The 23,360-nt window shown below is 71.2% G+C and carries 21 protein-coding genes and 1 pseudogene; 12 read left to right on the forward strand and 10 right to left on the reverse strand.

Annotation, left to right across the window (positions count from 1 at the left end; translation table 11 throughout):
• Positions 1 to 14: 14 nt before the first annotated feature.
• The 4 genes from ACFXG1_RS19650 to ACFXG1_RS19665 form a co-directional block, all read right to left on the reverse strand.
• Positions 15 to 677 carry a hypothetical protein gene (locus ACFXG1_RS19650; protein ID WP_384708768.1) on the reverse strand — a complete coding sequence of 221 codons (663 nt, stop codon included), beginning with the start codon at positions 675 to 677 and terminating at the stop codon, positions 15 to 17.
• A gap of 93 nt (positions 678 to 770) precedes the next feature.
• Entirely contained in the window at positions 771 to 1,400 is a 630-nt protein-coding gene (locus ACFXG1_RS19655) for a hypothetical protein (protein ID WP_384708765.1), read from the reverse strand.
• Positions 1,397 to 1,576: a hypothetical protein gene (locus ACFXG1_RS19660; RefSeq protein ID WP_384708761.1), complete on the reverse strand. Its 180-nt coding sequence runs from the start codon at positions 1,574 to 1,576 to the stop codon at positions 1,397 to 1,399. Before ACFXG1_RS19660 ends, ACFXG1_RS19655 begins: the two co-directional genes overlap by 4 nt.
• Positions 1,573 to 2,028, reverse strand: coding sequence for an ATP-binding protein (locus ACFXG1_RS19665; protein WP_384708758.1), 456 nt, complete (start codon positions 2,026 to 2,028; stop codon positions 1,573 to 1,575). The genes ACFXG1_RS19660 and ACFXG1_RS19665 overlap by 4 nt, the downstream gene beginning before the upstream one ends.
• A gap of 268 nt (positions 2,029 to 2,296) precedes the next feature.
• Between ACFXG1_RS19665 and ACFXG1_RS19670 the strand changes: the two genes are divergently transcribed.
• The 4 genes from ACFXG1_RS19670 to ACFXG1_RS19685 all read left to right on the forward strand — a co-directional run bounded on the left by ACFXG1_RS19670 (position 2,297) and on the right by ACFXG1_RS19685 (position 5,045).
• Positions 2,297 to 3,205, forward strand: coding sequence for a helix-turn-helix domain-containing protein (locus ACFXG1_RS19670; RefSeq protein WP_384708755.1), 909 nt, complete (start codon positions 2,297 to 2,299; stop codon positions 3,203 to 3,205).
• Complete coding sequence (locus ACFXG1_RS19675) at positions 3,196 to 3,432, forward strand: DUF397 domain-containing protein (protein WP_384708752.1); 237 nt, start codon at positions 3,196 to 3,198, stop codon at positions 3,430 to 3,432. The genes ACFXG1_RS19670 and ACFXG1_RS19675 overlap by 10 nt, the downstream gene beginning before the upstream one ends.
• Positions 3,433 to 3,560: 128 nt before the next feature.
• On the forward strand, positions 3,561 to 4,313 hold the full coding sequence (locus ACFXG1_RS19680) for a GntR family transcriptional regulator (RefSeq protein ID WP_384708749.1): 753 nt from the start codon (positions 3,561 to 3,563) through the stop codon (positions 4,311 to 4,313).
• Between the two features lie 36 nt (positions 4,314 to 4,349).
• Entirely contained in the window at positions 4,350 to 5,045 is a 696-nt protein-coding gene (locus ACFXG1_RS19685; RefSeq protein WP_384743803.1) for a YdcF family protein, read from the forward strand.
• A 986-nt stretch (positions 5,046 to 6,031) separates the two neighbouring features.
• Here the strand turns inward: ACFXG1_RS19685 and ACFXG1_RS19690 are convergent.
• Genes ACFXG1_RS19690 through ACFXG1_RS19705 form a run of 4 tightly spaced genes read right to left on the reverse strand, consistent with a single transcriptional unit; the run spans position 6,032 to position 9,345 of the window.
• The gene (locus tag ACFXG1_RS19690) at positions 6,032 to 7,195 is read right to left on the reverse strand and encodes a cysteine desulfurase family protein (RefSeq protein ID WP_384708743.1); all 1,164 of its coding nucleotides are present in this window, start codon (positions 7,193 to 7,195) and stop codon (positions 6,032 to 6,034) included.
• Positions 7,192 to 8,136, reverse strand: a complete 945-nt coding sequence (locus tag ACFXG1_RS19695; protein WP_384708740.1) for a hypothetical protein — start codon at positions 8,134 to 8,136, stop codon at positions 7,192 to 7,194. The genes ACFXG1_RS19690 and ACFXG1_RS19695 overlap by 4 nt, the downstream gene beginning before the upstream one ends.
• A 25-nt stretch (positions 8,137 to 8,161) precedes the next feature.
• Positions 8,162 to 8,782: a hypothetical protein gene (locus ACFXG1_RS19700; protein WP_384708737.1), complete on the reverse strand. Its 621-nt coding sequence runs from the start codon at positions 8,780 to 8,782 to the stop codon at positions 8,162 to 8,164.
• Positions 8,783 to 8,787: 5 nt separating this feature from the next.
• Positions 8,788 to 9,345 carry a hypothetical protein gene (locus ACFXG1_RS19705; protein WP_384708733.1) on the reverse strand — a complete coding sequence of 186 codons (558 nt, stop codon included), beginning with the start codon at positions 9,343 to 9,345 and terminating at the stop codon, positions 8,788 to 8,790.
• 207 nt (positions 9,346 to 9,552) lie between these two features.
• Between ACFXG1_RS19705 and ACFXG1_RS19710 the strand changes: the two genes are divergently transcribed.
• Positions 9,553 to 10,623, forward strand: a complete 1,071-nt coding sequence (locus ACFXG1_RS19710; RefSeq protein WP_384708730.1) for a LysR family transcriptional regulator — start codon at positions 9,553 to 9,555, stop codon at positions 10,621 to 10,623.
• A gap of 15 nt (positions 10,624 to 10,638) precedes the next feature.
• Positions 10,639 to 11,979, forward strand: a complete 1,341-nt coding sequence (locus ACFXG1_RS19715) for an endonuclease/exonuclease/phosphatase family protein (RefSeq protein WP_384708727.1) — start codon at positions 10,639 to 10,641, stop codon at positions 11,977 to 11,979.
• 123 nt (positions 11,980 to 12,102) lie between these two features.
• Here ACFXG1_RS19715 and ACFXG1_RS19720 read toward each other — a convergent pair whose 3' ends face one another.
• Positions 12,103 to 12,480 carry a hypothetical protein gene (locus ACFXG1_RS19720; protein WP_384708724.1) on the reverse strand — a complete coding sequence of 126 codons (378 nt, stop codon included), beginning with the start codon at positions 12,478 to 12,480 and terminating at the stop codon, positions 12,103 to 12,105.
• A 154-nt stretch (positions 12,481 to 12,634) separates the two neighbouring features.
• Between ACFXG1_RS19720 and ACFXG1_RS19725 the strand changes: the two are divergent.
• A pseudogene (locus ACFXG1_RS19725) lies at positions 12,635 to 13,918 on the forward strand (ElyC/SanA/YdcF family protein); the annotation flags it as partial.
• 63 nt (positions 13,919 to 13,981) lie between these two features.
• Here the strand turns inward: ACFXG1_RS19725 and ACFXG1_RS19730 are convergent.
• Positions 13,982 to 16,297: a DPP IV N-terminal domain-containing protein gene (locus ACFXG1_RS19730; protein WP_384708721.1), complete on the reverse strand. Its 2,316-nt coding sequence runs from the start codon at positions 16,295 to 16,297 to the stop codon at positions 13,982 to 13,984.
• Positions 16,298 to 16,458: 161 nt separating this feature from the next.
• Between ACFXG1_RS19730 and mshD the strand changes: the two genes are divergently transcribed.
• From mshD to pstS, 5 genes are all read left to right on the forward strand, one after another.
• Positions 16,459 to 17,406, forward strand: a complete 948-nt coding sequence (gene mshD, locus ACFXG1_RS19735; protein WP_384708718.1) for a mycothiol synthase — start codon at positions 16,459 to 16,461, stop codon at positions 17,404 to 17,406.
• Between the two features lie 268 nt (positions 17,407 to 17,674).
• Positions 17,675 to 19,903: an RNA degradosome polyphosphate kinase gene (locus ACFXG1_RS19740; protein ID WP_384708715.1), complete on the forward strand. Its 2,229-nt coding sequence runs from the start codon at positions 17,675 to 17,677 to the stop codon at positions 19,901 to 19,903.
• A gap of 52 nt (positions 19,904 to 19,955) precedes the next feature.
• Entirely contained in the window at positions 19,956 to 21,209 is a 1,254-nt protein-coding gene (locus ACFXG1_RS19745) for a CHAD domain-containing protein (RefSeq protein ID WP_384743808.1), read from the forward strand.
• Positions 21,206 to 21,649 carry an NUDIX hydrolase gene (locus ACFXG1_RS19750; RefSeq protein WP_384721383.1) on the forward strand — a complete coding sequence of 148 codons (444 nt, stop codon included), beginning with the start codon at positions 21,206 to 21,208 and terminating at the stop codon, positions 21,647 to 21,649. Before ACFXG1_RS19745 ends, ACFXG1_RS19750 begins: the two co-directional genes overlap by 4 nt.
• A 511-nt stretch (positions 21,650 to 22,160) precedes the next feature.
• Positions 22,161 to 23,291: a phosphate ABC transporter substrate-binding protein PstS gene (gene pstS, locus ACFXG1_RS19755; protein WP_384721386.1), complete on the forward strand. Its 1,131-nt coding sequence runs from the start codon at positions 22,161 to 22,163 to the stop codon at positions 23,289 to 23,291.
• Positions 23,292 to 23,360: the final 69 nt, after the last annotated feature.

Here is a 23,360-nt window from a genome sequence, read left to right on the forward strand (position 1 = left end):
CGGTTCCCCGGCTCTCAGGGGGAGCCGGCGGGCTCGGCCCTGCCTGCGGGCTCGACCCGCATCGTCGCCATCAGCTCGTCGGCCAGCTCCGTGACCTTCTCCGACTGCGCCATATTGCGCCAGGTGAAGGAAGCCAGCACCAGGCTCCGCACCCCGGGCGGAAGGACGGCGTAGGTGAGCGACCCGCTGTCCTGGCGCCACAGCCCGAGGAACTGCTTCGTCCGCACCTGCGACCGGACCCGGACGGCGGACCCCGAGGGCAGATCGGGATACGTCACCTCGGGCGCGACGGCCGTACCGCCGCCGCCCGCCCAGTCCAGCAGCAGGGACTCGGCCTCGTCCAGACCGGCCGCCGGGGCGCTCTCCTCGGGCTGCCCGTCGAGATAGGTGTCGACCACGAAGTCCACGACGGCCTCGCCGCTCGCGGAGTAGAAGGCGGCGGCCATCACCGGCCCCTCGGCGTTCAGCGCGACGGCCCGGTCGGCCACGTCGTCGAAGAGTGCCTTCTCCTCGATCCTCAGCCCGCGCGGCCCGTAGAGTTCCACGGTCCGCCGGGCCAGCGCCTCCGCCTCGGCGCGCGTACCCGTGGCCAGTGTCAGATCGACCCATCCGGGGGCGAGTTCGACACGGCACACGAGATCCTCGACCGGCGGAGCGTCCTCGTCCTGTGCGGTCACGCCCCCGTTCCTACCAGAGGGGAGCGTGTGGTGTCCGTGGTTAAGCGATTCAGGCGGGGCCGCCGAAAGGTTCCATGGCGGTAAGTCGGGATTTCATCCCAGGCCGACGACGGAGCACCCCATGAACCGGGTGACGGCGAGATCGGCCAGCAGCCAGGACAGCCGGGGATCCTCATGCGGCAGTTGTACGGACTCCTCGCACCGTCGCACGACCCCCCGCCCGCTCGAATCAACGCCGTACAAGGTCCCCCGGTACCCCCAGGGCCTGGGGTAGCGCACCCGTACGGCGGTGAATCCCCGGGCGAGGAAGGGGCATTGCTCCACGGCGAGTACGGCGCACGGCTCCGGGCAGACGGGCGGCGTGAGGATCAGGGCGTCCTCCAGCTCCTTCTCCTCCCCTCCGGGCAGCACCCAGAGGAGCCCGCGCAGATCCGCCGGCGGCTTCCGCCCGCAGACCTGGCACAGCAGCTCCCCGGCCGCGCGGTGCTGGCGCCGTGGATCGACCTCCTCGTACAGGGGCCGCCCACCGACGTCGGAGGCCCGCCGCCCCCGCCCGCGCGCGAGGAGCACCCCGTCGTACGTCCGGTCGTACACGCTCTCGTCCGCGTACCCGATCCCCCACCCCCCGGCCGCCACGACCACGGGCTCCCCGAGAGCGGGCGCGCCGGACCAGGGCGTGATCCACGGGACGACGCGCCCCTGGAAGCGCGGCAGCTCCGTCATCGCACGACCTCGATCCGCCGGGTGCCGGCTTCCCCGCTGTACGCGTCGATGATGTGCTCGGGACAGGCCACGACCCCGGGTCGCACTTCGACGGCGGCGGTGGTCTCCCGCCCGCAGACGCGGCACACGGCGGCGCGCGGGGCCGGGAGTTCGGCGAGCAGACTCTCCAGCTTCATCGCACCGGCCCCATCAGACTCCAGACGGTCCGCCCATCGGGGCTGACGCCCCACCGCCGCGACAGCGCCGCGACGATGTCGAGCCCCCGTCCACTCTCGTCCTCGGGCCCGGCCGCACGCGGCGCCGGAGCGACCGGGTTGCCGTCGGTGACCTCGATGAGGAGGTCACGCCCGGTGTCCCGGACGCGGAGACGCACCGGCCCGTGCCCGTGCCGTACGGCGTTGGTCACCAGCTCCGAGACGACCAGCTCGACATCGTCGACGACGGAGGCGAGCCCCCACCCGGTGACCCGGGCCCGGGTGACCCGCCGCATCCGCCCGACCTCGGATTCGGCGGCCTCGATCCCGGCCTCGAAGACCCGCACCTCGGCCGGAACCGACGGGGTGGTCGGCGCGATACCGGTCGTTCTGCCGGGCGATGTCCGTAAGCCGTTCGGCCTGGTGGGTCGCATCGTCTACCTCCGTCAGGGGTGACGGGCCCGCGCGCGGCGCGGGTCCTCGCGTCGTTCTTCGCGGCCACCGGGCAGGGGGTGTCACCGCACGGGGGCATCCCTGCCGATCCGCCCAACAACCGTGCGTCATGTGCGATTTACTGTGCAAGCAGCCTCTCGGTGGTACTTAAATTGGCACATGCCAGGACACCGGACACGGGTCTCGCCGAGGAGGGACAGAAGCTGCGCCGAGCGGAGACAGAGTCCGCCGCGACACCGGACACAGGTCATGTTGAGCACCGACAGGACCGGGGAAAGGGTGAGGACAGTGGCAGCAAAACGTGGAGCGACGTTCCGTCGCAGAGAGCTGGGCAAGGAGCTTCGAAAACTCCGGGAGGAGAAGGGGATGACGCTGCAAGCGGTGTCCGACGCCCTGGGCTTCTCCCATTCGAAGCTGGCGCGGGTGGAGGTGGGCGAGAACGACCTGCCACGCGTCGCCGACTTGCAGCGGCTGATCGCCCATCTCGACCCCGATATGAGCGAGGACGACCAGGAGACCCTGCTCCAGTTACACCGGGAGTCTCTGAGCAAGGAGCCGTGGACGCCGTACAAGGCGTATATGCCGTCGAAGATGCCGACGTTCCGAGGGCTGGAACAGGACGCGACGGTGATGCGGGCCTGGCAGCCGTGCTTTGTGTACGGCCTGTTCCAGACGCCCGACTACGCGACGGCGCTCTACCAGATCGCCAAACCGGTCGACGAGACGACGACCGAGTACATCGAACAGAACGTCCGGCTGCGCATGGAACGGAAAGAGCTGATCACCCGTTCCGAGGACCCGCTGGAGCTGCGCGTCGTCATGGACGAGTCCGCCGTACGCCGCATCGTCGGCGGCTATGAGGTGATGCGTGCCCAGTACCGGGAGATCGTGGAGCTGGCCGGACTGGACAACGTGACCGTCCAGATCCTCCCCCACGACGTCGTGACCTACCGAACCGAGAGCAACTTCACCCTGCTCGACTTCTCCGAGACGCTCGTCCCTGTTGTGCAGATGGACATGTGGAACACGGTCAGCGTGACCGATGAGCGGCGCGAAGTTCAGCGGAACATCCGGCGCTTCGACGCCATGCGCGACAGCGCCCTGCCTCCGGCCCGCACGGCCGACTTCCTGCAACGACTCACACGAGAGTGGGCATAGCCATCAATACCGAGATCACAAACCGCGTCGCGATAGCCGAGTCCGCCTGGTTCAAGTCCTCCTACAGCAACGACTCCGGTGGCAACTGCGTCGAGATCGCGGACCTGCCCGACCAGATCGGCATCCGCGACTCGAAAGACCCAACCGGACCCGTACTCCTCCTCACCCCGAAAGCGTTCAGCAGCTTCATCAACACCACCAAACTGACGCCGGTCGACCGGCGCTGACGGCCTGCTCCAAGGTGTGGCGCATCCCCCGGCCCATGTGACCGGGGAATGCGCCCGCACGCCCTGTCCCGAAGACGGTCTGCCAGGCCAGACTGATAGCCGTCCCGACAATCCACCAGGGGGCAGGCGTGGACGCTCATTCGATCGCGGCGGACCTCCGCCGACGCATCATCAACGGCGAATACCCGCACGGGAGCCTCCTCCCATCCGTCCGCGACCAAGTGGAGCGCTACGGCGCGAACCGGCAGACGGTTTCCGCCGCGTACGCCGCGCTGGCCGCCCTCGGTCTCGTCCGTTCCGGCCGGGCCGACGGCACCCGTGTCACGGCGACCAAGCGGTCCGACGCCCATCTGGGGACGTTCACGCCACCGGATCTCACGGCCGCTCAGACCTGGCGGCCCACCGGAGACGGACGGGCACGGGAGGACACGACCCTCGTCCGGGAGATCACCGCGTCCGCCACCATGTCCGAGTGGGGCTTCCAGGAGGGACAGACCCTCGTCGAGCGGACCCGGGTGCGATACATCGACGACATCGCCGTGCAGCACAAGCTGACACTGCTGCCCTACCCCGTGGCCGCGCACGTCCCGGACGGCTACGAGGGCGCACCCCCGATGCTGGCACCGGCCGGATCGGAAGCCGCGTCACCACCCGCCGGGACGCGCATGGCCGACTGGCTCGGCTGGGACGTGGCCCACACCGAGTGCGCCATCACCGTGGAGCCGATGGACGACATGGCGTGCGAGGCACTCGGCACTGCGGCCGGATCGCCGGGCTTCCGTATCGTCGGCATCACCCGCGCCCCCGAGGGCCACACCCTCTACATCACCGTGACCACGGCTCAGCTCCATCACCGCGTCACCCTCGGGATCACCGGCTGACCAGCGGCTGACTGCCGTTCCGTGCCCATAGGGTCGATGGCCTCAGAACGCGACCGGAGGGCACCTGTGAGGAACACCGGGACAATCACCGACACCCAACTGGCGGCGGCCCGGCTCATCTGGGACTACCACCAGCTGGGGCACGACCTCCGCCCTGCGGATGTGGTGATCGGGCTGGGCAGCCATGATCTCGGCGTGGCGACCACCGCCGCCGACCTCTATCACCGGGGTGTGACCAAGACCCTGGTCTTCACCGGGGCCAACAGCCCCACCACACGCCACCGGTTCCCCCGGGGCGAGGCGGTCCACTACCGCGAGCACGCCCTCGCCCTCGGCGTCCCTGGCGACGCGATCCTCGTCGAACCGGATGCCACCAACACAGGCGCCAACATCACCCTCAGCCGTGAACTCCTCACCCGGACGGGCATCGAACCCGCCTCGGTTCTCCTGGTCACCAAGCCGTACATGGAGCGCCGCGCCTATGCGACCACCCGCCGGGTCTGGCCCGAGGTGGACGTCCGGTGCGCGTCGGAGGAGCTGGCCTTCGAGGAGTACGCGACCGGTATCGGCGATCCGAAGCTCGTACTGGACATGCTCGTCGGCGACCTCCAGCGGATCATCGAGTACCCGCGCCTCGGATACGCGATCAAGCAGAACGTCCCCGCAGAAGTCCGGGCCGCGTACGACGGCCTGGTCGGCGCGGGCTTCACCAGCCGCCTCATGAAGGCGTAAGGCGTGGGCACCATCGGCGAGCGCCGTGCCGCCCTCACCCACGCCATGGCGGAACGCGGGGACTGGCCCGACCGGTCCCCGTGGATCCGGGAGACCGTAACCCGTCTTCCCCGGGATCTGTTCGCCCCCGAGGCGAAGGTGCGGGTGGTGACCATCGCCTCCCAGGTCCGGGCGACCAGCGTTGCGTCCTCGCGTGGGTCGGCGTCGTGTCTCTCGGGCGACATTCCGCTGATGCCGCCGGGTCCCAGTCCGGGGGCGGAGGTGGGGAAGCGGAGCTTGCGCCGTCGCCGAGGTTCTCCTTCACGAGGGCGTCGAGGTTGCAGCCGGTCGGGAATGTGCCGCCGCGGATGCGGTGGGCGAAGGCGAGCGTGTCGATCGTGCGGTTCAGGAGTTGGCTGGGGATCGGGATGACCATGGCGGCGGCCCGCAGATCGGCGGTGAGGATGCCTTGTCCCACGATCAGCTGTTTGCCGTGGAGTGCGTTGATCAGAGCGCTTGCGGGATGGGGACCCCTGATGATCTCGTCGCCGGTGATCCGTAGGCGTTCGCCGTCGAAGTCGGCGTGGACCAGGCCAGGCTCGGCCGATGAGCCCATCCCTCGGGAGGGGCGGCTGCGACGCCGCGTCCGTGTGCCTGGGACCCGCGCTCGTAGTCGACGTCGCAGAACGTCAGGGAGATGGGGCGCCTGCGCTGGCGCCTTGGTTGACCAGCTCGTGGGCGTTGTGCGGTTTCCCCCACCGGTGTTGCCCCTTGTCTTCTCCGGCTGTCGTGCCCGTGGCGGCATCGTCACGGCTGTCACTGACAACCGGCCTGCGCTCGGGGCGAGGATCCCGGTGCCGGGGATTTTCCTTTAACGCTCCGACCGGTTCGTTTCAGGAAAGCGGGGTCGCCCTCGTGCCGCTGCCGAGACGGGGGCAGATGCTCGAAGGCCGCCCCGGCGGGCCTTGAGGGATCTTCCGCAGGGGCGCCCTGGTCCGGGCGGCGGGTCAGGCCGCGGTGGCGGTCACCGGTGCCAGGGTGTGCGCGGTGCGGGCGATGAGGTCGGCGGCCTGGTCGATGTCGGTGTCGGTGGTGGTTCGGCCGATGCTGAGCCGGAGGGTCGCGCGGGCCTGGTCACGGGTGAGGCCGATCGCGGTGAGGACGTGAGAGGGCTCCCCGCTTCCGGTGTTGCAGGCCGAGCCGGTGGAGGCGGCGATGCCAGGGAGGCGGTCGAGGAGGTCGGTGGCCTCGATGCCGGGGAGGGTGAGGCTGAGGTTCCCGGGCAGCCGCCGGTGCGGGTGCCCGTTGACGGTGGCGCCGGGGACCGCGGCCAGGAGGCGGTCCTGGAGCCGGTCGCGCAGGGCCCGGGTGCAGGTCGTGGGTGGGACGGCGTCGGTAGTAATGAGGCGGGCAGCGGCGCCGAAGCCGACGATGGCGGGAACGTTGGGGCTGCCGGCCCGCAGTCCGCGTTCTTGTCCGCCGCCGCTCTGCAGGGCGGTGATCCGGGTGCCGCCGCGTATGTAGAGGGCGCCGATGCCTTTGGGTCCGTGGAGTTTGTGGGCGGACAAGGACGCGAGGTCGACGCCGAGTTCGGCGACGTCGAGGAGTCCGCAGCCCGCGCTCTGGGCGGCGTCGGTGTGCAGGATGATGCCGCGCGGGGCGGTGATCTCGGCGATGGCTGCGAGCCGTTGCAGGGTGCCGATCTCGTTGTTGGCGTGCATCACCGAAACGAGCACGGTGTTCGGGGTCAGGACTGCGGCGATGTCGGCGGGGTGGACGCGGCCGTGCTTGTCGACGCCGACGCGGGTGAGGGTGAAGTCGTGGTGGTCGACCAGCCGCTGACAGGCAGCGAGGACAGCCTTGTGCTCGATCGCGGTGGTGACGATGTGCCCGCCGCGCGGGCAGGCGGCCAGGGCGGCGCCGACGATCGCGAGGTGGTTGGCCTCGGTAGCGCCGGAGGTGAAGACGATCTCCAGCTCGTTCTTCGCGCCGACCAGGTCGGTGACCTGGCGGCGGGCGGTGCGAACGGCCTCGGCAGCGGTGCGTCCGAAGGCGTGCGGGCTGGAGGGGTTGCCGTACTCATGGGTGAGGAACGGCAGCATCGCCTCCAGGACGCGCCCGTCCAGTGGGGTGGTGGCCTGGTGGTCGAGGTAGATCGGCTCGGTGTTCATGCGGCCCGCTCCTGCTGTCGGGCGGCGGCCGGTGCCGTCGCGGCGTACTTGCGTTCGCCGTCGACCAGGTCCCAGTAGATGGTGCGGGGCTCGGCGAAGACGGAGAACGCGGTGGCCAGGCAGTGCCAGTTCCGGTTCGGCTGGGACATCGCGAGGAAGAAGGCGTCGTCGAAGAGCCGGCGGGCGCGCTTGGCCAGGGCCTCGTGGGTCGGCTGCGGGGCGAACAGGTGCAGGTAGCCGCGCTGCCGCAGCCAGGTCTCGGCGTGCTCGGCGCCGACCTCGCCGTCGAGGTGGCCGCCGTCGGTGAGGGTCTGGGCGGCGAGCCGCTCAAGGCGGCGGGTGCGGCGGGCGTCCTCGCCGCCGGGGCACTGGTCCCCGGTGATCTTCCACTCGTGCCAGCGGGGCGGCTGGTAGTGGGTGAAGTCGACGTCATCGAGGTGGGCGGTGACCTGCGGCGGGATCTGTCCGCGGGTCAGGTCCGCGACGTCGTAGCCGGGCCCGAGAGCCTCCAGGGTCAGCGAGCCGGGGCGGCCGGGGCCGGGCCGGTCCACGCGGATCAGGACGGTGAGGCGGTTGGTGAAGCGGTTGGTGGGCTCGGCGAGGATCACCGCCCGTCCGTCCGCCAGCAGGGCGGCGGTCCTCGGCCCGATCTCCTCGATGGCGAAGGTGTTGCCGCCTCGGTAGTACTGCTTGGTCTCCACCCCGCCGTCCGAGCGGATCATCAGCGTCCGGGTGCCGGTGGCGGCGGCCAGGACGTGGGCTGCGGTGCGGACGGCGGCCGCGCTGTGGCCGGGCGGGATGAGGCAGGCGTTGAGCACGGGCAGTTTCAGCGAGTGCAGCAGGGCCATGGTCTGCCACTTCGGCCAGCGCCGGTCCTTGGCCGCCGCCGCCAGCTCGGCGGGGTCAAGTGCGTGTAACGGGCGGGGCAGGGGTATCGCCATCGCTCCGTCTCCTTCCTCTCTTTGCTCATGCGGCGGCCGCGAGGTGCAGGTCGGCACTCAGCTCGGCGAAGGTGCGCTGACGGTTCTCGGTGAAGGGGTGATCGCGCCAGTCGTAGGAGTCGCCGATGCCGAGCTGGTCCGCGCAGACGCGGCGTACGAATTGCCGGGTGAAGCCCGCCGAGGGCCAGTAGTAGTGCTCGCCGGGATGCGGGGAGAGGTAGAGGTAGGAGCCGTCCGCGGCCGCGGGGAGGCCGGTCATGGAGGTGAGCCGCAGGCCCGGCCCGCCGATCTCCTCGTAGGCGGCGGTGATCTCGTCCGGGTCGGGGACGGGGATCAGGTGCAGGTGGCAGTGGCTGCAGCAGGAGGCCCCCAACTCGCAGTCTCGCGGTCCGTGTTCGGCCAGGATCACCGGCCCGTAGCGGGCCTGGATCAGTGCGCGCATGCCCTCGGTCTCCTCGGCGACGCGCTGGAGGCCGGCGGGGGTGACGTCGGCAGCGGCGTCCAGGTGCTCAAGCGGCATGAACAGGCAGTAGCCCGGGGTGAGGGCGCCGATGGTCGGCAGCAGCACCCAGCCGCCGTCGGTCTCGGTGATGATCCGGGTCGTGCTCTCGCGTGCGGCGAACTCGGTGCAGAACTGGCAGTCCATCACGGTCACCTCGAAGTCGGGTCGGTGGGGAACTCATCGGCGTATCGGCTCTTCAGGTCGGCCCCGCGGCCGTAGAAGGGGTGGGATGCACTGTCGTCGGAGCGGGGGCCGTCCAGGGCGAAGACGAGCAGGCGCCCCAGCGCCATGCCGTGGTGCAGCCGCAGGACCGCGGGGCCGGTGTTGACCAGCTCCAGCGTCAGGTGCCCGTTCCAGCCGGGCAGCACGAACGGGCTGGTGACGTGGACGGCCAGGCCGACGCGGGCCAGGTGGCTCAGCCCGCCGATCATGCCCATCAGTCCGGCGCCGAGCCGCAGGGGCTGTTCGACCGCGCCCAGCAGCATCTCGCCGGGCATCATCTCGTAGCTCGTCCAGTCGGTGACCGGCTCGCCGTAGAGGTCGTCGATGCTCGCCTGGTCGGCCAGGTCGATCACCTGCGTGCTCGGTGCGGTCAGCGGCTGCAGCGGCGTTCCGATTGTCAACAGCAATCCGTCGCCTCGGAGTTGGCCGGGCCATTCCAGAGCGTTCTGTTTGATCAGCCAGTTGATCGACTCGGCTGAGAGCATGGCTCACCCCAGGGGTTCAGGCAGCACTGTGGTCCTCGCCTTTCGGATCGAAGGCGGCAGCTGAAATGTTCCCCGGGATACTCCGCGATATCCATATGTCCGGTTGGACATTTAAAGGTTTTCTCGGGGTGAAATGCGGAGAAGTTCAGTTCTGCTGGCCGTGCGGACAGTGCAAGCTGGGTGAAGCCGCGTCAGGGAGGGGACGTCATGGTGCCGTCATTGCCGTCCGGACCGTTGAAGGTGCCGGGCCCGGAGGGGTTCCGCGCCGATCTGATCTCGTGTTCCCCCGACCTTCTGGACCTGACCTGGGACCAGTTGAGGACGCTGATCGTCGTGCGGGAGGCGGGGACTGCACTGGCCGCGGCGAAGATCCTCGGGCGAGAACAGTCCAGCGTGCAGAAGCAGCTGGACATCCTCAACCGCAACTTTCAGGCCCTGACCGGCGAGTTACTGGTGGTCAAACAGGGGCGGGGCCGGGATTTCCTGTTCACCCCGACCGGCCTGGAGGTCGTCGAGCGAGGACGGGCGACCTTCGCCGACTGGCTGCAGGGCGTCGCCGACTCCCGCCGCCGGCTCGGCTCGACGCTGACGGTGGGGACCACCGAGTTCACCCTCGGCTTCCTGGGGCGGGTGTGGGAGCGGGTGGCCCCGCAGCTGCTGGAGCGGGAGATCGAGCTGAAGGTCGTGCATGTGCGGACCCGCGACTTCTGGAAACGCCTGGACTCCAACCAGGTCGACCTGCTGTGCGGCGGGCTCGCGGCGGATGCCGCCGCCGAGCGGGTCGCCCCCGAGTACGACTTCCTTGAGTGGCATCGCGAGGGCCTGGCCCTGTTGACGAACCTGCCGGTGCGTGAGCTCGCGGCCAAGACCGTCGGGATCGACCGGCTGCGGAGCCTGCCGCTGGTCATCCCCTCCCGCGGGGTGATCACCGACTTCGTCGAGCGCTGGTATGGCCCGGACTTCCGCTCGCAGCTGCAGATCGCCGCCGAGATCGACGACATCTATTACGGACTCGCCCTGCTGCGGTCCCGCATGACCTATGGGTGCATGCTGTGTGCCCGCTCCCTCGGTGAGGCCGCCGTCGATGGGCGCCTGCCCACCAGCGAGGACTTCCGGCTCATCGACTTCGCCGACGACTTCGACCCCATGCTCCAGCTGGTCTCCGGCGTCTTCGCCCGCAAGGGGGAACGCGAGACGTATGACGCCTCTCACCCGCTGAACATCCTGTGGGAGGCCTTCCGCGAGGAGGCCGCCTCCGGCAGGCCCCTGCCCCTGTAACCCTGGAGGACCCTCGTGCTGCTGGCCTCGGTCAACCTCAACAAACGGCTCGGCGCCTCCGGCGCCCGCGCGAACCTCGCCGCCTGGCTTCGCGAGCACGGTGTGAAGATCGTGCTCGCCCAGGAGCCGTTCAAGCCCACCGAGCGGACGCCGCCGACGCTGGGCGGCTTCGCCTTCGCCGGCGGGGACGGGCATCTGGCCGCCTGGATCAGCGAGGACCTGGCTCCGCCGACCGTGTCCGCTCCGGCCCCGTGGGTTCAGCGGGTCGAGCTGGAGTGGCTTGTCGTCCTGCAGGTGCATCTCGACGCCTATGCCAGTGCCTCACGGGCCGCCCAGCTGGCCGAACTCACCGCGATGGCAACGGCCGAGAACGGGCGCCCACTGCTGGTCTGCGGAGACTTCAATCTCGCCCCCCGTCCCAAGGACGGCCTGTTCGGGGAGGACACCAGCACCTTCACCACCGAGGTCGAACGACGCGCTCTGCAACAGCTGACGCAGGCCGCGAACCTGGACGACACCACCGCCGACGAGGTGCCCGTCTTCACCTTCGAGCGGGTCTTCAACAGCCAGCCCAGCCGCTTCCGCTGCGATCTCGCCCTGCTCAGTGGCCATCTGACGGAGACGACCACCGTCACCGTGGACTCCTCGGTGCGAAGCGGCCCCTCCGCGTTCACCGACCACTCCGCGTTGCTGATCGACCTGCCGCTGGCCCTGCAGGCAGCCGAGCCGGACGATGTGCTCTTCGCGCTGAGCGAGCTGACCGGCGACGGGCCCGCCGCCGATCCGGCCCGGCGGGAGTATCAGCCCCATAAGACCGCGATGAGCCGCCAGACGCCCTCCCCAGCCTCCCGGGCGGTGACCGAGCACCTGACCGGCCCGCTCGGCATCAAGAGCGTCCTGGACCACGGCTGCGGCCGGGGCGCCGACGTCGCCCACTACCGGGCGGTGAACCTGGCCGCCGAGGGCTTCGACCCGCACGGCGACTTCGGCTGGCCCCGCCCCGAACACAGCGGGTTCGACCTGGTCACCTCGATGTTCGTCCTCAACGTGCTGCCCGACCCATGGCAGCGGATCCAGGCCCTCAAGGACGCGGCGTCCTTCGCCCGCCCCGGCGGGCATCTCGTGGTCGTCACCCGCTCACCGGAGGAGATCACCAAGGCCGCCGCGGACGGCGGCTGGAGCGTCCATCACGACGGATTCTGGTCCAGCCAGTCCAAGGGAACCTTCCAGCGCGGCATCGCGCCCGGCGAGATCACCGCGCTGGCCCGCCAGGCCGGGCTCCTGCCCGCCGAAGCAGCCCCGGTGCTGCCGCTGCCCGGGGTCTGCCATGTGGTCCTGACCAAACCGGCGGCGTAAAGGCGTACGGACGAACGTCCCCAGTCGTCCGCGCCGTGGTGCACGTATCCGCGTACCCACCAACGTCCCCAGTCGAGTACGGCCTGGTGCACGAAGTCGTGTACCGACTTCTCGTCGCAACGGTCAGCGGTTGCCGGTCCAGACGATCCGCTCCGCGAAGCCGCCGCGTTCCCTCGCCTTGGCCTCGCGGATCTTCTCCAGTTGGTCCGTGTCGATCCCCAGGTCTGCGGCGAGTGCGTGCACGACCTCCAGGACGTCCGCGAGTTCCTCCGGCGCCTTCTCATCGTCGGCCTCCAATACCTCGGCGGCCTCCTCGCAGAGCTTGTCCCGCAGCCGGTCGCGGTACTCCTGCGGACTCGCGGTGTAGGTGACCGGCTCGGCCCCGTCCTCGCGGATGATCTGCGGAATCCGGTCCCGCACCAGCTTGCCGGACTTGTTGCCGTAGCGGTCCACCGGTTGTTCTCCCGCACCCATCACCGCGAAGCGGCCCCTGATGGCCACCCCTTCATGCCGAGGCAGCCTAGGCAAAACGCCTCACCACTCGCCAGGCGAACCGCCATTCCCACCCGTTCGGTCCAGAAGGGCCTAGGGTCAGCGCCTTCCGCGCGGAGGCAGCGGGCGATGCGTCCGACCTGCGGAGGCCGACCGCTAACACCCCACTACACGGCGCCGGTTTCCCCGGGGCGAAGCGGTCCATTACCGCGAGCACGCTCTCGCCCTCGGCGTCCCCAATGACGCGGTCCTGGTCGAGCCGGACGCCACCAACACCGGCGCCAACATCGCCCTCAGCCGTGAACTCCTCGCCCGGACGGGCATCGAGCCCGCCTCGGTGCTCCTGGTGACCAAGCCGTATATGGAACGCCGCGCCTACGCGACCACCCGCCGGGTCTGGCCCGAGGTGGACATCCGGTGCGCGTCGGAGGAGCTGGCCTTCGAGGAGTACGCGACCGGCATCGGCGATCAAAAGCTCGTGGTGGACATGCTCGTCGGCGACCTCCAGCGGATCATCGAGTACCCGCGTCTCGGATACGCGATCGAGCAGGACGTTCCTGACGGCGTCACCCAGGTCACCGACGGGCTGGCGACGTCGAGCCTGTCGTGTCAGGCGATCGTCGTCGACATGCTCGACTCCCTCCTGTTGGCGCCGGGGCACCAAGTGCTCGAACTGGGCACCGGGACCGGGTGGAACGCGGCGCTCGTGGCCGGGCGGGCCGGGGGCGGGCGGGTCACCACGGTCGAGGTGGATCCCGGGCTCGCCGAGGCGGCGGGCCCAAGGCTGCTCGATCACGCGCCCGGGGTGAGAGGGGTCGTCGGGGACGGGGGCGTCGCCCATGGTGGGCCGTACGACCGGGTGATCGCGACCTATGCCGTCGAGCGGGTGCCCTGGGCGTGGGTCGAGCAGACCCGGCCCGGTGGGCGGATCGTCCTGCCGTGGGGGCCGCTCGGGCATATCGCGCTCGATGTGGGCGACGACGGGCGTACGGCCATCGGTTGGGTCCAGGGGCTGGCCCGGTTCATGCCCGCCCGCGACACCGCGCGCGAGCCGGACTACGCGGCCGTACGCGGCACCGGCGACCCGGAGGACGCGCGGCCCTGGCTGCGGGATCTCGCGCCGCTGCGGGACGACTGGGACCTCCGGTTCGCCCTGCGCGTCGCGGTGCCGGACCTCCGGTTCACCGTGGCCGCCGACGACGACGGGCTCAACGCCTGGCTCCACACCACCGACGCCCGGTCGTGGGCGTCGATCACGGCACACGGGGAAGGTGCCGTCGTCCGGCAGGCCGGGCCCCGCAGGCCCGCCGACGAGCTGGCGGCCGCCTGGGAGGAGTGGATCGCGGCGGGGTCGCCCTCGCGGTACGACTACGGGCTCACCGTCACCCCGGACCACCAGTACGCCTGGGCCGGGGACCCCGAAACCGGGCCACGCTGGAACCGGTGAAGCCGGGGCGGGGCACCGGGCTCCCCGCCCAGTGCCCCGCCCGGCCCCCCGCCCCAGGGGCCGTCAGCCGAAGATGTCCGCGATCAGTTCGCCGTCGAGCGGGACCGGCGTCAGGCGGTAGCCCTTCGGGGGCTCCGCGCCCATCAGGTGGCGCAGCAGGTAGTCCCAGCGGCGGCGGCTGACGTAGTGCTCGTAGCCGAAGAAGGCGTGTTCGGCGCGGGGGACGATCAGGAGGTCGAAGTCCTTGTCGGCGGCGATTAGGGCGTCGGCGAGGCGGAGGGTGTGGTGGGGGTGGACGTTGTCGTCCATGCCGCCGTGGACCAGCAGCAGTTTGCCCGTGATGCGGTCGGCGTCCTCGACGTTGGAGGAGCGGGCGTAGTCGTTCTCGGCGGCCGGGCCGTCGTAGGTCTCGGACCACCAGGCGTGGTAGATCCGGTCCTCGTGGTTGCCGGCCTCCGATACGCCGACCTTGTAGAACTCGGGGAAGTCGGCCATGGCGCGGACCGTGGCGTAGCCGCCGCCGGAGAGGCCGAAGACGCCGACCCGGTCGAGGTCCATCCAGGGGCGGTCGGCCGCCAGTTGGCGGATGCCGGCGACGTGGTCGTCCATCGAGCCCGCGATCTCGTACCGCCCGTACGACACGTCGTGGAACGCCTTGTCCCGGCCGGGGGTCCCGCGGCCGTCCATCGCGATGACGACGAAGCCGAGGGCGGCGACGGCCTCCGCGTCATGGCCGAGGATGCCCGGGTCGAAGGCCGGGGACACCCGGTTGAAGTGCGGGCCGGGATACGGGTGGTCGATGACGGGGTAGCGGCGCGCGGGGTCGAAGCCGTGCGGCTTGTAGAGGACTCCGTGGACGTCGGTGACCCCGTCGGCGGCCTTGGTGACGAAGGGCTCCGGCGGGCTCCAGCCGGTGGCGGTGAGGCGGGTGATGTCGGCGCGCTCCAGTTCGGCGCGGACCCGGCCGTCCCAGCCGCGGACCGTGATGACCGGCGGGATGCCCGTGGTGGACGCCGAGTCGATGAAGCAGTCGGCGTTGGGCGCGACGGTGACGACATGGTCGAGACCGTCGTCGGTGATCCGGGCGAAGCCGCCGCCGTCGAGTCCGGCACGGCAGACGGTCCTGCGGTACGGATGCCCGGCGACCAGGCCGGACGCCACGAAGTAGACGGTACGGGTGGCCTCGTCGATCCGGAGGATCTCCTGGACGGCCCACTCCCCGGAGGTGATCCGGCCGCGTACGGCGCCGCTGCCGGTGTCGTACAGATAGAGGTGTCCCCAGCCGTCGCGCTGCGAGTACCAGACCGCCTCCGTTCCGCCGCCGAGCACCCGGACCATGGGGGCCTGGGGCTGCTGCTGGGCGGGGTCGACGCGGGTCGGCCCGGACTCGGTGACCAGGGTGCGCACCGCGCCGGTGACCGGGTCCAGCCGGCACAGGTCGAGGGTGCGGACATCGCGCGACCGGCGCAGGAAGTAGACCGCGGTGCCGTCGTCGGACCACCAGGCCCAGCGGGTGGTGACGGGGGACATCAGCGGCATCAGGAGGGGTTCGTCCTGGGCCCGGACGATCTCGCCGGTGGTGGTGTCGATGACGACGAGTTCCCCGGTGGGGAGGGTTTCGTCGCCCGGGTAGGCGTATCGCTGGGTGATCAGTTCGGGGCCGCCGCCGTCCTCGGCGACCGGGGCGACGACATGGGTCTCGCGGACCTCGCGCTGGTCGGTGCGGTGGGTGAGGATCCGGCGCCCGTCGGGCGACCAGGCGACCGCGGGCGGCAGATGGTCCATGCCCAGCTTCTTCAACAGCACGAGCGGCGTGAAGGGGCTGAGGCCGTACTCGTGGTCGGGGCCGCCGTCGGTGGTGAGCGCCCGCTCCCGGCCGTCGGCGGTCGACCTGAGCCACAGGTCGTGGTCGCGCAGGAAGACGGTGTGCGCGCCGTCGGGGGCGGCGACCTCCAGGAAGCCGCGGGAGGTCCCGGCGGGCGCGGGCTCGCAGTCGTACGTCGCCAGATCGCAGCGCCAGCGGCCCGACGGGGTGTCGAACACGACCGCGCCGGGGGCGAGTTCGATCGCCTCGAAGGGGAGGGCGCGGGCGTCGGCGGGCACCCCGGAGGCCGCGGTCAGCGCGGCGGCGAGCCGGTCGTGGTCGAAGGCGGGGGTACGGGTGCCCGCGCCCGGGTCGGCCACCACGAACCTCCGGCCGCCCTCACCGTCGCCGACGGTGTACCAGAACCGGTCGCCCTCGGGAGTCCAGACGGGGCGTATCCGGCCGCCGACGACCAGCTTTCCCCGGTTGTGGCGGAGCAGCGCCTCGGCGGTGGCGTAGGCGGCGGCCGGGACGGCGGTACGGGCACGGGCGGCGGCGGTGGGGCTGACGGTCATCGCGGGTCTCCTCGAAGAAACGATTCGAACGCTGTACGTAACTCCGCACACTGTTCGGTGCGTTGAGATGACCGTACGCCCCTCCGCACACCGTTCGCAAGACCGCACGCCGTTCGGTTCGGGTGATAGGTCTCCGCAACTCCCCGCCGTAGGCTTCCCCCATGACGACTGACGCAGGAATCCCGGAGCCGGGACGGCGGATCGAGAACCTCGACGTCCTCACGTCCGACCAGGCCGGAGCCGTACTCGCCCTGCTGGACGCGGCCGCGGCGGCGGACGGGACGCAGGCCGTCTCCGAACAGGGGCGGCTCCAGCTGCGCGGGGGGAAGCGCGCGGGCGTACGGCATCTGCTGCTCAGCGCCGGCGGGGAACTCGTCGGATACGCCCAGCTCGAAGACGTCGACCCGGTCGAGGCTCCCGCCGCCGAGCTGGTCGTCCACCCCTCGCACCGCGGGCGCGGGCACGGGCGGGCGCTCGGGAGCGCGCTGCTCGCCGCTTCGGGCAAGCGGCTGCGGGTCTGGGCGCACGGCGGCAAGTCCGCGGCCCGGCATCTGGCGCAGGTCCTCGGGCTCACCCTCTTCCGCGAACTGCGGCAGATGCGCCGCCCGCTGGCCTCGCCCGAGCGGCCCACCGAGATCCCCGCCGACCTGTCCGAGCCGGTCCTGCCCGGCGGGATCACCATCCGGACCTTCGTGCCCGGCGCCGACGACACGGCCTGGCTCGCGGTCAACGCCGCCGCGTTCGCCCACCACCCCGAGCAGGGCTCGCTCACCCAGCGCGACCTCGACGACCGCAAGAACGAGCCGTGGTTCGACCCCCGGGGCTTCTTCCTCGCCGAACGCGACGGCGAGATCGTCGGCTTCCACTGGACGAAGGTGCACGCGGCCGAGCAGCTCGGCGAGGTCTATGTGGTCGGCGTCCGGCCCGACGCCCAGGGCCTCGGACTCGGCAGGATCCTCACCGCGGTCGGGCTGCGCCACCTCGCCGCCGAGGGGCTGCCGACCGCGATGCTGTACGTGGACGCCGACAACACCGCCGCGGTGCGGGTGTACGAGCGCCTCGGGTTCCGCACCCACGAGGTCGACCTGATGTACCGCACGGAGTCGTAGAACCGTCAACCAGCGTTCGGGTGTACGGGACGGGGCCGGGGGTCCCGTCCCGTACACCCGAACGGCCCAGCCACCGCCCCCCGCGCACGTCCGGCCCGATTCCCGGACGTCATGTGGTCTTCACCGGCCATTCAGACGGCCCTGGCACCCTCACCCCATGCAGTCATCCGTACGCGGCCCCGCCACCGGTCCCGACCCGGAAGCCGTACGAATGCCCGCACCCCGGTCCGACGCGCCCATCACGCACCTGACGCGGAAGAATGGGTTCATGAGTCAGCAGCCTGCCGAGGCATCGGTCCAGCACCCCCAGCCGTCCGTCGGCTCCATCGCCGCGCACCGGCCCCACACCGTGGCCGCCACGGTCTCCGATCTGGAACCCGATCTCGACGCGGACCTCGACACCTACGAGGAAGAGCACCACGGCAACGGCGCCGAGCTGCCCGCGGGCCGCTTCCTCGACCGGGAGCGCAGCTGGCTCGCCTTCAACGAGCGCGTCCTGGAGCTGGCCGAGGACCCGGCGACCCCGCTCCTCGAACGGGCGAACTTCCTCGCCATCTTCGCCTCCAACCTGGACGAGTTCTTCATGGTCCGGGTCGCCGGACTCAAGCGCCGGATCGCGACCGGCGTCGCCACCCGCTCCGCCTCCGGCCTCCAGCCGCGCGAGGTGCTCGATCTGATCTGGACCAGGTCGCGCGAGCTGATGGCCCGGCACGCCGCCTGCTTCCAGCAGGACGTCTCCCCGGCGCTCGCCGAGGAGAGCGTCCATCTGATCCGCTGGCCGGATCTGACCGAGAAGGAGCAGGCCGGGCTCTTCACCCTGTTCCGGCAGCGGATCTTCCCCGTACTGACCCCGCTCGCCGTCGATCCGGCGCACCCCTTCCCGTACATCTCCGGTCTCTCCCTCAACCTGGCCGTCGTCGTCCGCAACCCGGTCAGCGGCCACCGCCACTTCGCCCGGGTCAAGGTGCCGCCGCTGCTCAACCGCTTCCTGGAGGCGTCGCCGCAGCGGTACGTGCCCCTGGAGGACGTGATAGCGGCCCATCTGGAGGAGCTGTTCCCCGGCATGGAGGTGCTGGCGCACCACATGTTCCGGGTCACCCGCAACGAGGACCTGGAGGTCGAGGAGGACGACGCCGAGAACCTCCTCAAGGCGCTGGAGAAGGAGCTGATGCGGCGGCGCTTCGGGCCGCCCGTACGGCTGGAGGTCGAGGAGTCCATCGACCCGTACGTCCTCGATCTCCTGGTCCGCGAGCTGAAGATCACCGACGCCGAGGTCTACCCGCTGCCCGGCCCGCTCGACCTCACCGGTCTGTTCGGGATAGCGGCACTGGACCGGCCCGAGCTGAAGTACCCCAAGTTCATCGCGGGCACCCACCGCGACCTGTCCGAGGTCGAGTCGGCGTCCGCGCCCGACATCTTCATGGCGCTGCGGGAACGCGACGTCCTCCTCCACCACCCGTACGACAGCTTCTCCACCTCCGTCCAGGCGTTCCTGGAGCAGGCCGCGGGCGACCCCGACGTACTCGCCATCAAGCAGACGCTGTACCGCACCTCCGGCGACTCGCCGATAGTGGACGCGCTGATCGACGCGGCCGAATCCGGCAAGCAGGTCCTCGTCCTGGTCGAGATCAAGGCCCGTTTCGACGAACAGGCCAACATCAAATGGGCCCGGAAGCTGGAGGAGGCCGGCTGCCATGTCGTCTACGGCCTCGTCGGCCTCAAGACCCACTGCAAACTGTCCCTCGTGGTGCGGCAGGAGGGCGAGACCCTGCGCCGCTACTCGCACGTCGGCACCGGCAACTACCACCCCAAGACGGCCCGGCTCTACGAGGACCTCGGGCTGCTCACCGCCGACCCGCAGGTCGGCGCCGACCTCTCCGACCTGTTCAACCGGCTCTCCGGCTACTCCCGCCGGGAGACCTACCGCAGGCTGCTCGTCGCCCCCAAATCGCTCCGCGACGGACTGGTGGCGCGGATCAACAAGGAGGCCGCGCACCACCGCGCCGGGCGGCCCGCCTACGTCCGGATCAAGGTCAACTCCATGGTCGACGAGGCGATCATCGACGCCTGCTACCGGGCGGCGATGGCCGGGGTCCCCGTCGACATCTGGGTACGGGGCATCTGCGCCATCCGCCCCGGCGTCGCCGGGCTCTCCGAGAACGTCCGGGTCCGCTCCGTACTCGGCCGCTTCCTCGAACACTCCCGGGTCTTCGCCTTCGGCAACGGCGGCGAGCCCGAAGTCTGGTTCGGCAGCGCCGACATGATGCACCGCAACCTCGACCGCCGGATCGAGGCGCTGGTACGGGTCACGGACCCGGCCCACCGCGCGGCCCTCACCCGCCTCCTGGAGACGGGTATGTCCGACACCATCTCGTCCTGGCACCTCGGCCCGGACGGCTCCTGGACCCGGCACGCGACGGACGCCGACGGGGCGCCGCTGCGGAATGTGCAGGAGATGCTCATCGACGCGCGGAGGCGCCGGCGTGCACAATCCTGACCCGATCCCGTCCGGTCCCTCCTCCTCCGCCGCCGCGAGGGGGCGGACGGCCGTGGACGTGGCCCCGAGCCCGCCGCCGGACCTGCCCCCGGCGGGCCTGCCTCCGGCGGGCGGACCGCCGGGGCGGGCGACGGTCGCGGTACGGGAGGTGCGGAAGGTGCGGGAGGTACGGGCCCCGGGCGCGGGCGCGGGTGGCGTCGCGGGACCGGGCGCGGGCCTCGTCGAGGCGGCGGGCGCGGGCGTCGTCGAGGGTCCCGGGCCCGGGGATCTTGCCGACGCCCCCGCCGGTGACGTACTCGGCGCGTATCTGAACGCGCGGGCGGCGGACTTCCTCCGCAGCCTGCGCCGCTACGAGGAGAGCCGGGCGGGCGGCGCGACCGGCGCCGACGCCGCCTCCGCCGACTTGGCCGCCCGCGCGCTGCGCATGGCGTCGCGCCGGATCGGCGGCACCCTCCACACCTTCCGGCCGCTGCTGGACCCCGTCTGGGCGGACGGGCTCCGCACCGAACTCGCCTGGCTCGCCGAGACCCTCACCCGGGAGCACGCCTGCTCGTCCCGGCTCGGCCGCCTCCTCGACGCCCTCACCCGGCTCTCCGGCGCGCTCCCCGCGCCCGGGCCCGGCGCCCTGCCCGTACCGCGCCATCCGGTGGGCGGCCCCGGCGCCCTCGCCACGGGTGCCACCCGCGCCGCCGCCCTGCTGGAACGGCGGCTCACCCTCGCCAGGACCCGGGCCCACTCCGCGACCCTCGACGCCCTCGGCTCGGCCCGCTTCCACGCCGTCGCCGACGCCGTCGCCGTCCTCGTCTCCGACCTCCCCCTGCGCCCGCCGGCCGCGACCCGCGCCGGGGACGTCCTGCTGCCCGTGGCCGCCGACGCCGAGCGACGCCTGGTGGAGGCCGCCGCCGTTCTGCCGCTGGGCCGGGCCGGACACCCGCACTCCGTCGAAACCACCGCCGACGCCCTGATGAACGGGCTGCCCGCCGAAGCGGCCCAGGACGCGACCTGGAACCAGGTCCGCAGACTGCTCCGGCTGCACCGCTACGCCCTGGAGGTGCTGGAGACGCTCCGCCCCGGCACCACTCCGGCCGCCCTCGCCCGCGCGGGCCTCCTCCTCGACCGCCACCGCGACGCCGCCGAGGCCGCGGACGCCGCCGCCGACGCCGCCGGAACCCCCCGGATCGCCCCGGCCACCGCCTACGCCCTGGGGATCCTCCACGCCGACCAGCGCCATGAGGTCGAGGCCGTCCGGCTCGCCTTCCAGCAGGTCTGGCCCGGCTCCCTCGCGGTCGGGACCCGCCTCTCATGAGCGCGCCCCCGCCCGAGGCGGCCGACGGCACCGTACAACCGGTCCTGGCCGCGGGCTGCGTCCTGTGGCGGGCGGCCCCCGGCACCGCCGACGGCCTGGAGATCTGCCTCGTACACCGGCCGAAATACGATGATTGGTCACACCCCAAAGGCAAGCTGAAACGGGGCGAACCGGCGCACGCGGGCGCGCTGCGGGAGACCCTGGAGGAGACCGGCGCGGAGTGCGAGCTGGGGGCGCCGCTGCCGACCGTCCGCTATCCCGTGGAGGGACGCCCGAAAGAGGTCCGCTACTGGGCCGCCGAGGCCGTCGGGGGCGTGTTCGCGCCAAGTGACGAGGTGGACCGGGTGGTCTGGCTGGCGCCCCCCGCCGCACGGGCCCGGCTCAGCCAGGAACGGGACCGGGAACTGGTCACGGCCCTGCTGACGGCGCTGGGCCGCTGAGCCGGACGGACCGGCACCACAACGCTCCGATCCGGGGCGCGGCCGGGGGCGAGAACGCGCCCCGATGGCCCGAACGCGTGCCACCCGTACGGGTAACGGCCCCCACAGCACCCGCTCCCGCGCGCTAGGTTGCGGACGACGGCACGGAAACCGGCCGTACCCCCGGTATCACCGCGCCCACCAGCCCGTTCATCTGTTCGTCCGCTCGCAAAACCGTTCCCCGACTCCTTCGTCAGCCACGCCGCGAAAGCCTCGCCCACCCCCACGCACCGCCCTTTCGACCCGTTTTCGCCCCCCCCTTCCGCCGGCCACCGGTCCCCCCGCGACCGCTGCCACCCAGCCGCCCGACACGGTTCACCTGCCGTTCACCCACCCCCTCGGGGCACTTCACCTGTTCTGCCTAATTTCGGCCCTACGAGGTGACCGGCACCGGCTCACCCCACCCCCGACCCACGCCGCCCACCGTCCCGGCCACCCGGAACCCGGCGGCTTCTGGAAGGAACACCCGAAAGTGAAGCTTCAGCGCAAGAACGGGCTTCGCGCCACCGCACTCGGCGCCCTCGCCGTCACCGGGGCCCTGGTCCTCACGGCGTGCGGTTCGGACGACAACACCGGCGGGAGCAACGCCGGCGGCAAGACCAACGCCGCGTCGAACATCAAGTGCGACGGTGCCAAGGGCAAGCTGCTGGCGTCCGGTTCCAGCGCGCAGAAGAACGCCATGGACCTGTGGGTCAAGAACTACATGGCCGCCTGCTCGGGCGTGGAGATCAACTACAAGTCCTCCTCCTCCGGTGAGGGCATCGTCGCCTTCACCCAGGGCACGGTCGGCTTCGCGGGCTCGGACTCGGCACTGAAGCCCGACGAGGTCGCCGAGTCGAAGAAGGTCTGCAAGACCGGCCAGGGCATCAACCTGCCCATGGTCGGCGGCCCGGTCGCGATCGGCTACAACCTCCCCGGCGTGGACGGTCTGACGCTGGACGCCGCCACCATCGCCAAGATCTTCAACAACAAGATCAGCAAGTGGAACGACCCGGCGATCGTCGAGCTGAACAAGGGCAAGTCCCTCCCGGACAAGGCCATCCAGGCCTTCCACCGCTCCGAGGACTCGGGCACCACCCAGAACCTGGGCAAGTACCTGGGCGCCACCGCCGAGGCCGACTGGCCGTACGAGGCCGAGAAGAAGTGGCCCGCCCCCGGCGGCCAGGCGGCCTCCGGCTCCTCCGGTGTCGCGGCCCAGGTCAAGCAGGTCGAGGGCTCGATCGGCTACTTCGAGCTGTCGTACGCCACCTCGCAGTCCATCCCCACGGTCGACATCGCCACCGGTGCCGCCGCCCCGGTGAAGGCGACCTCCGAGAACGCCTCCAAGGCCATCGCCGCCGCCAAGGTCAAGGGCACCGGCAAGGACCTCGCCCTCGAACTCGACTACACCACCAAGGCCGACGGCGCCTACCCGATCGTCCTGGTCACGTACGAGGTCGTCTGCGACACCGGCAACAAGTCCGACACCCTCGACACGGTGAAGTCGTTCCTCGGCTACACGGCGAGCGACGAGGGCCAGAAGGTGCTCTCCGACGCCGGCTTCGCCCCGATCCCGGCCGAGATCAACGCGAAGGTCCGCGAGACGGTCGCCGGACTGAGCTGAGGCCGGGACCGCCCGGCGGCTGTTCCGTACGGCATCGCACGGAACGCCTGATCCGTACGACATCGCGTG

Origin of the sequence: Streptomyces sp. NPDC059248, assembly GCF_042753905.1 — a bacterium.
Classification (GTDB): Bacteria; Actinomycetota; Actinomycetes; order Streptomycetales; family Streptomycetaceae; genus Streptomyces.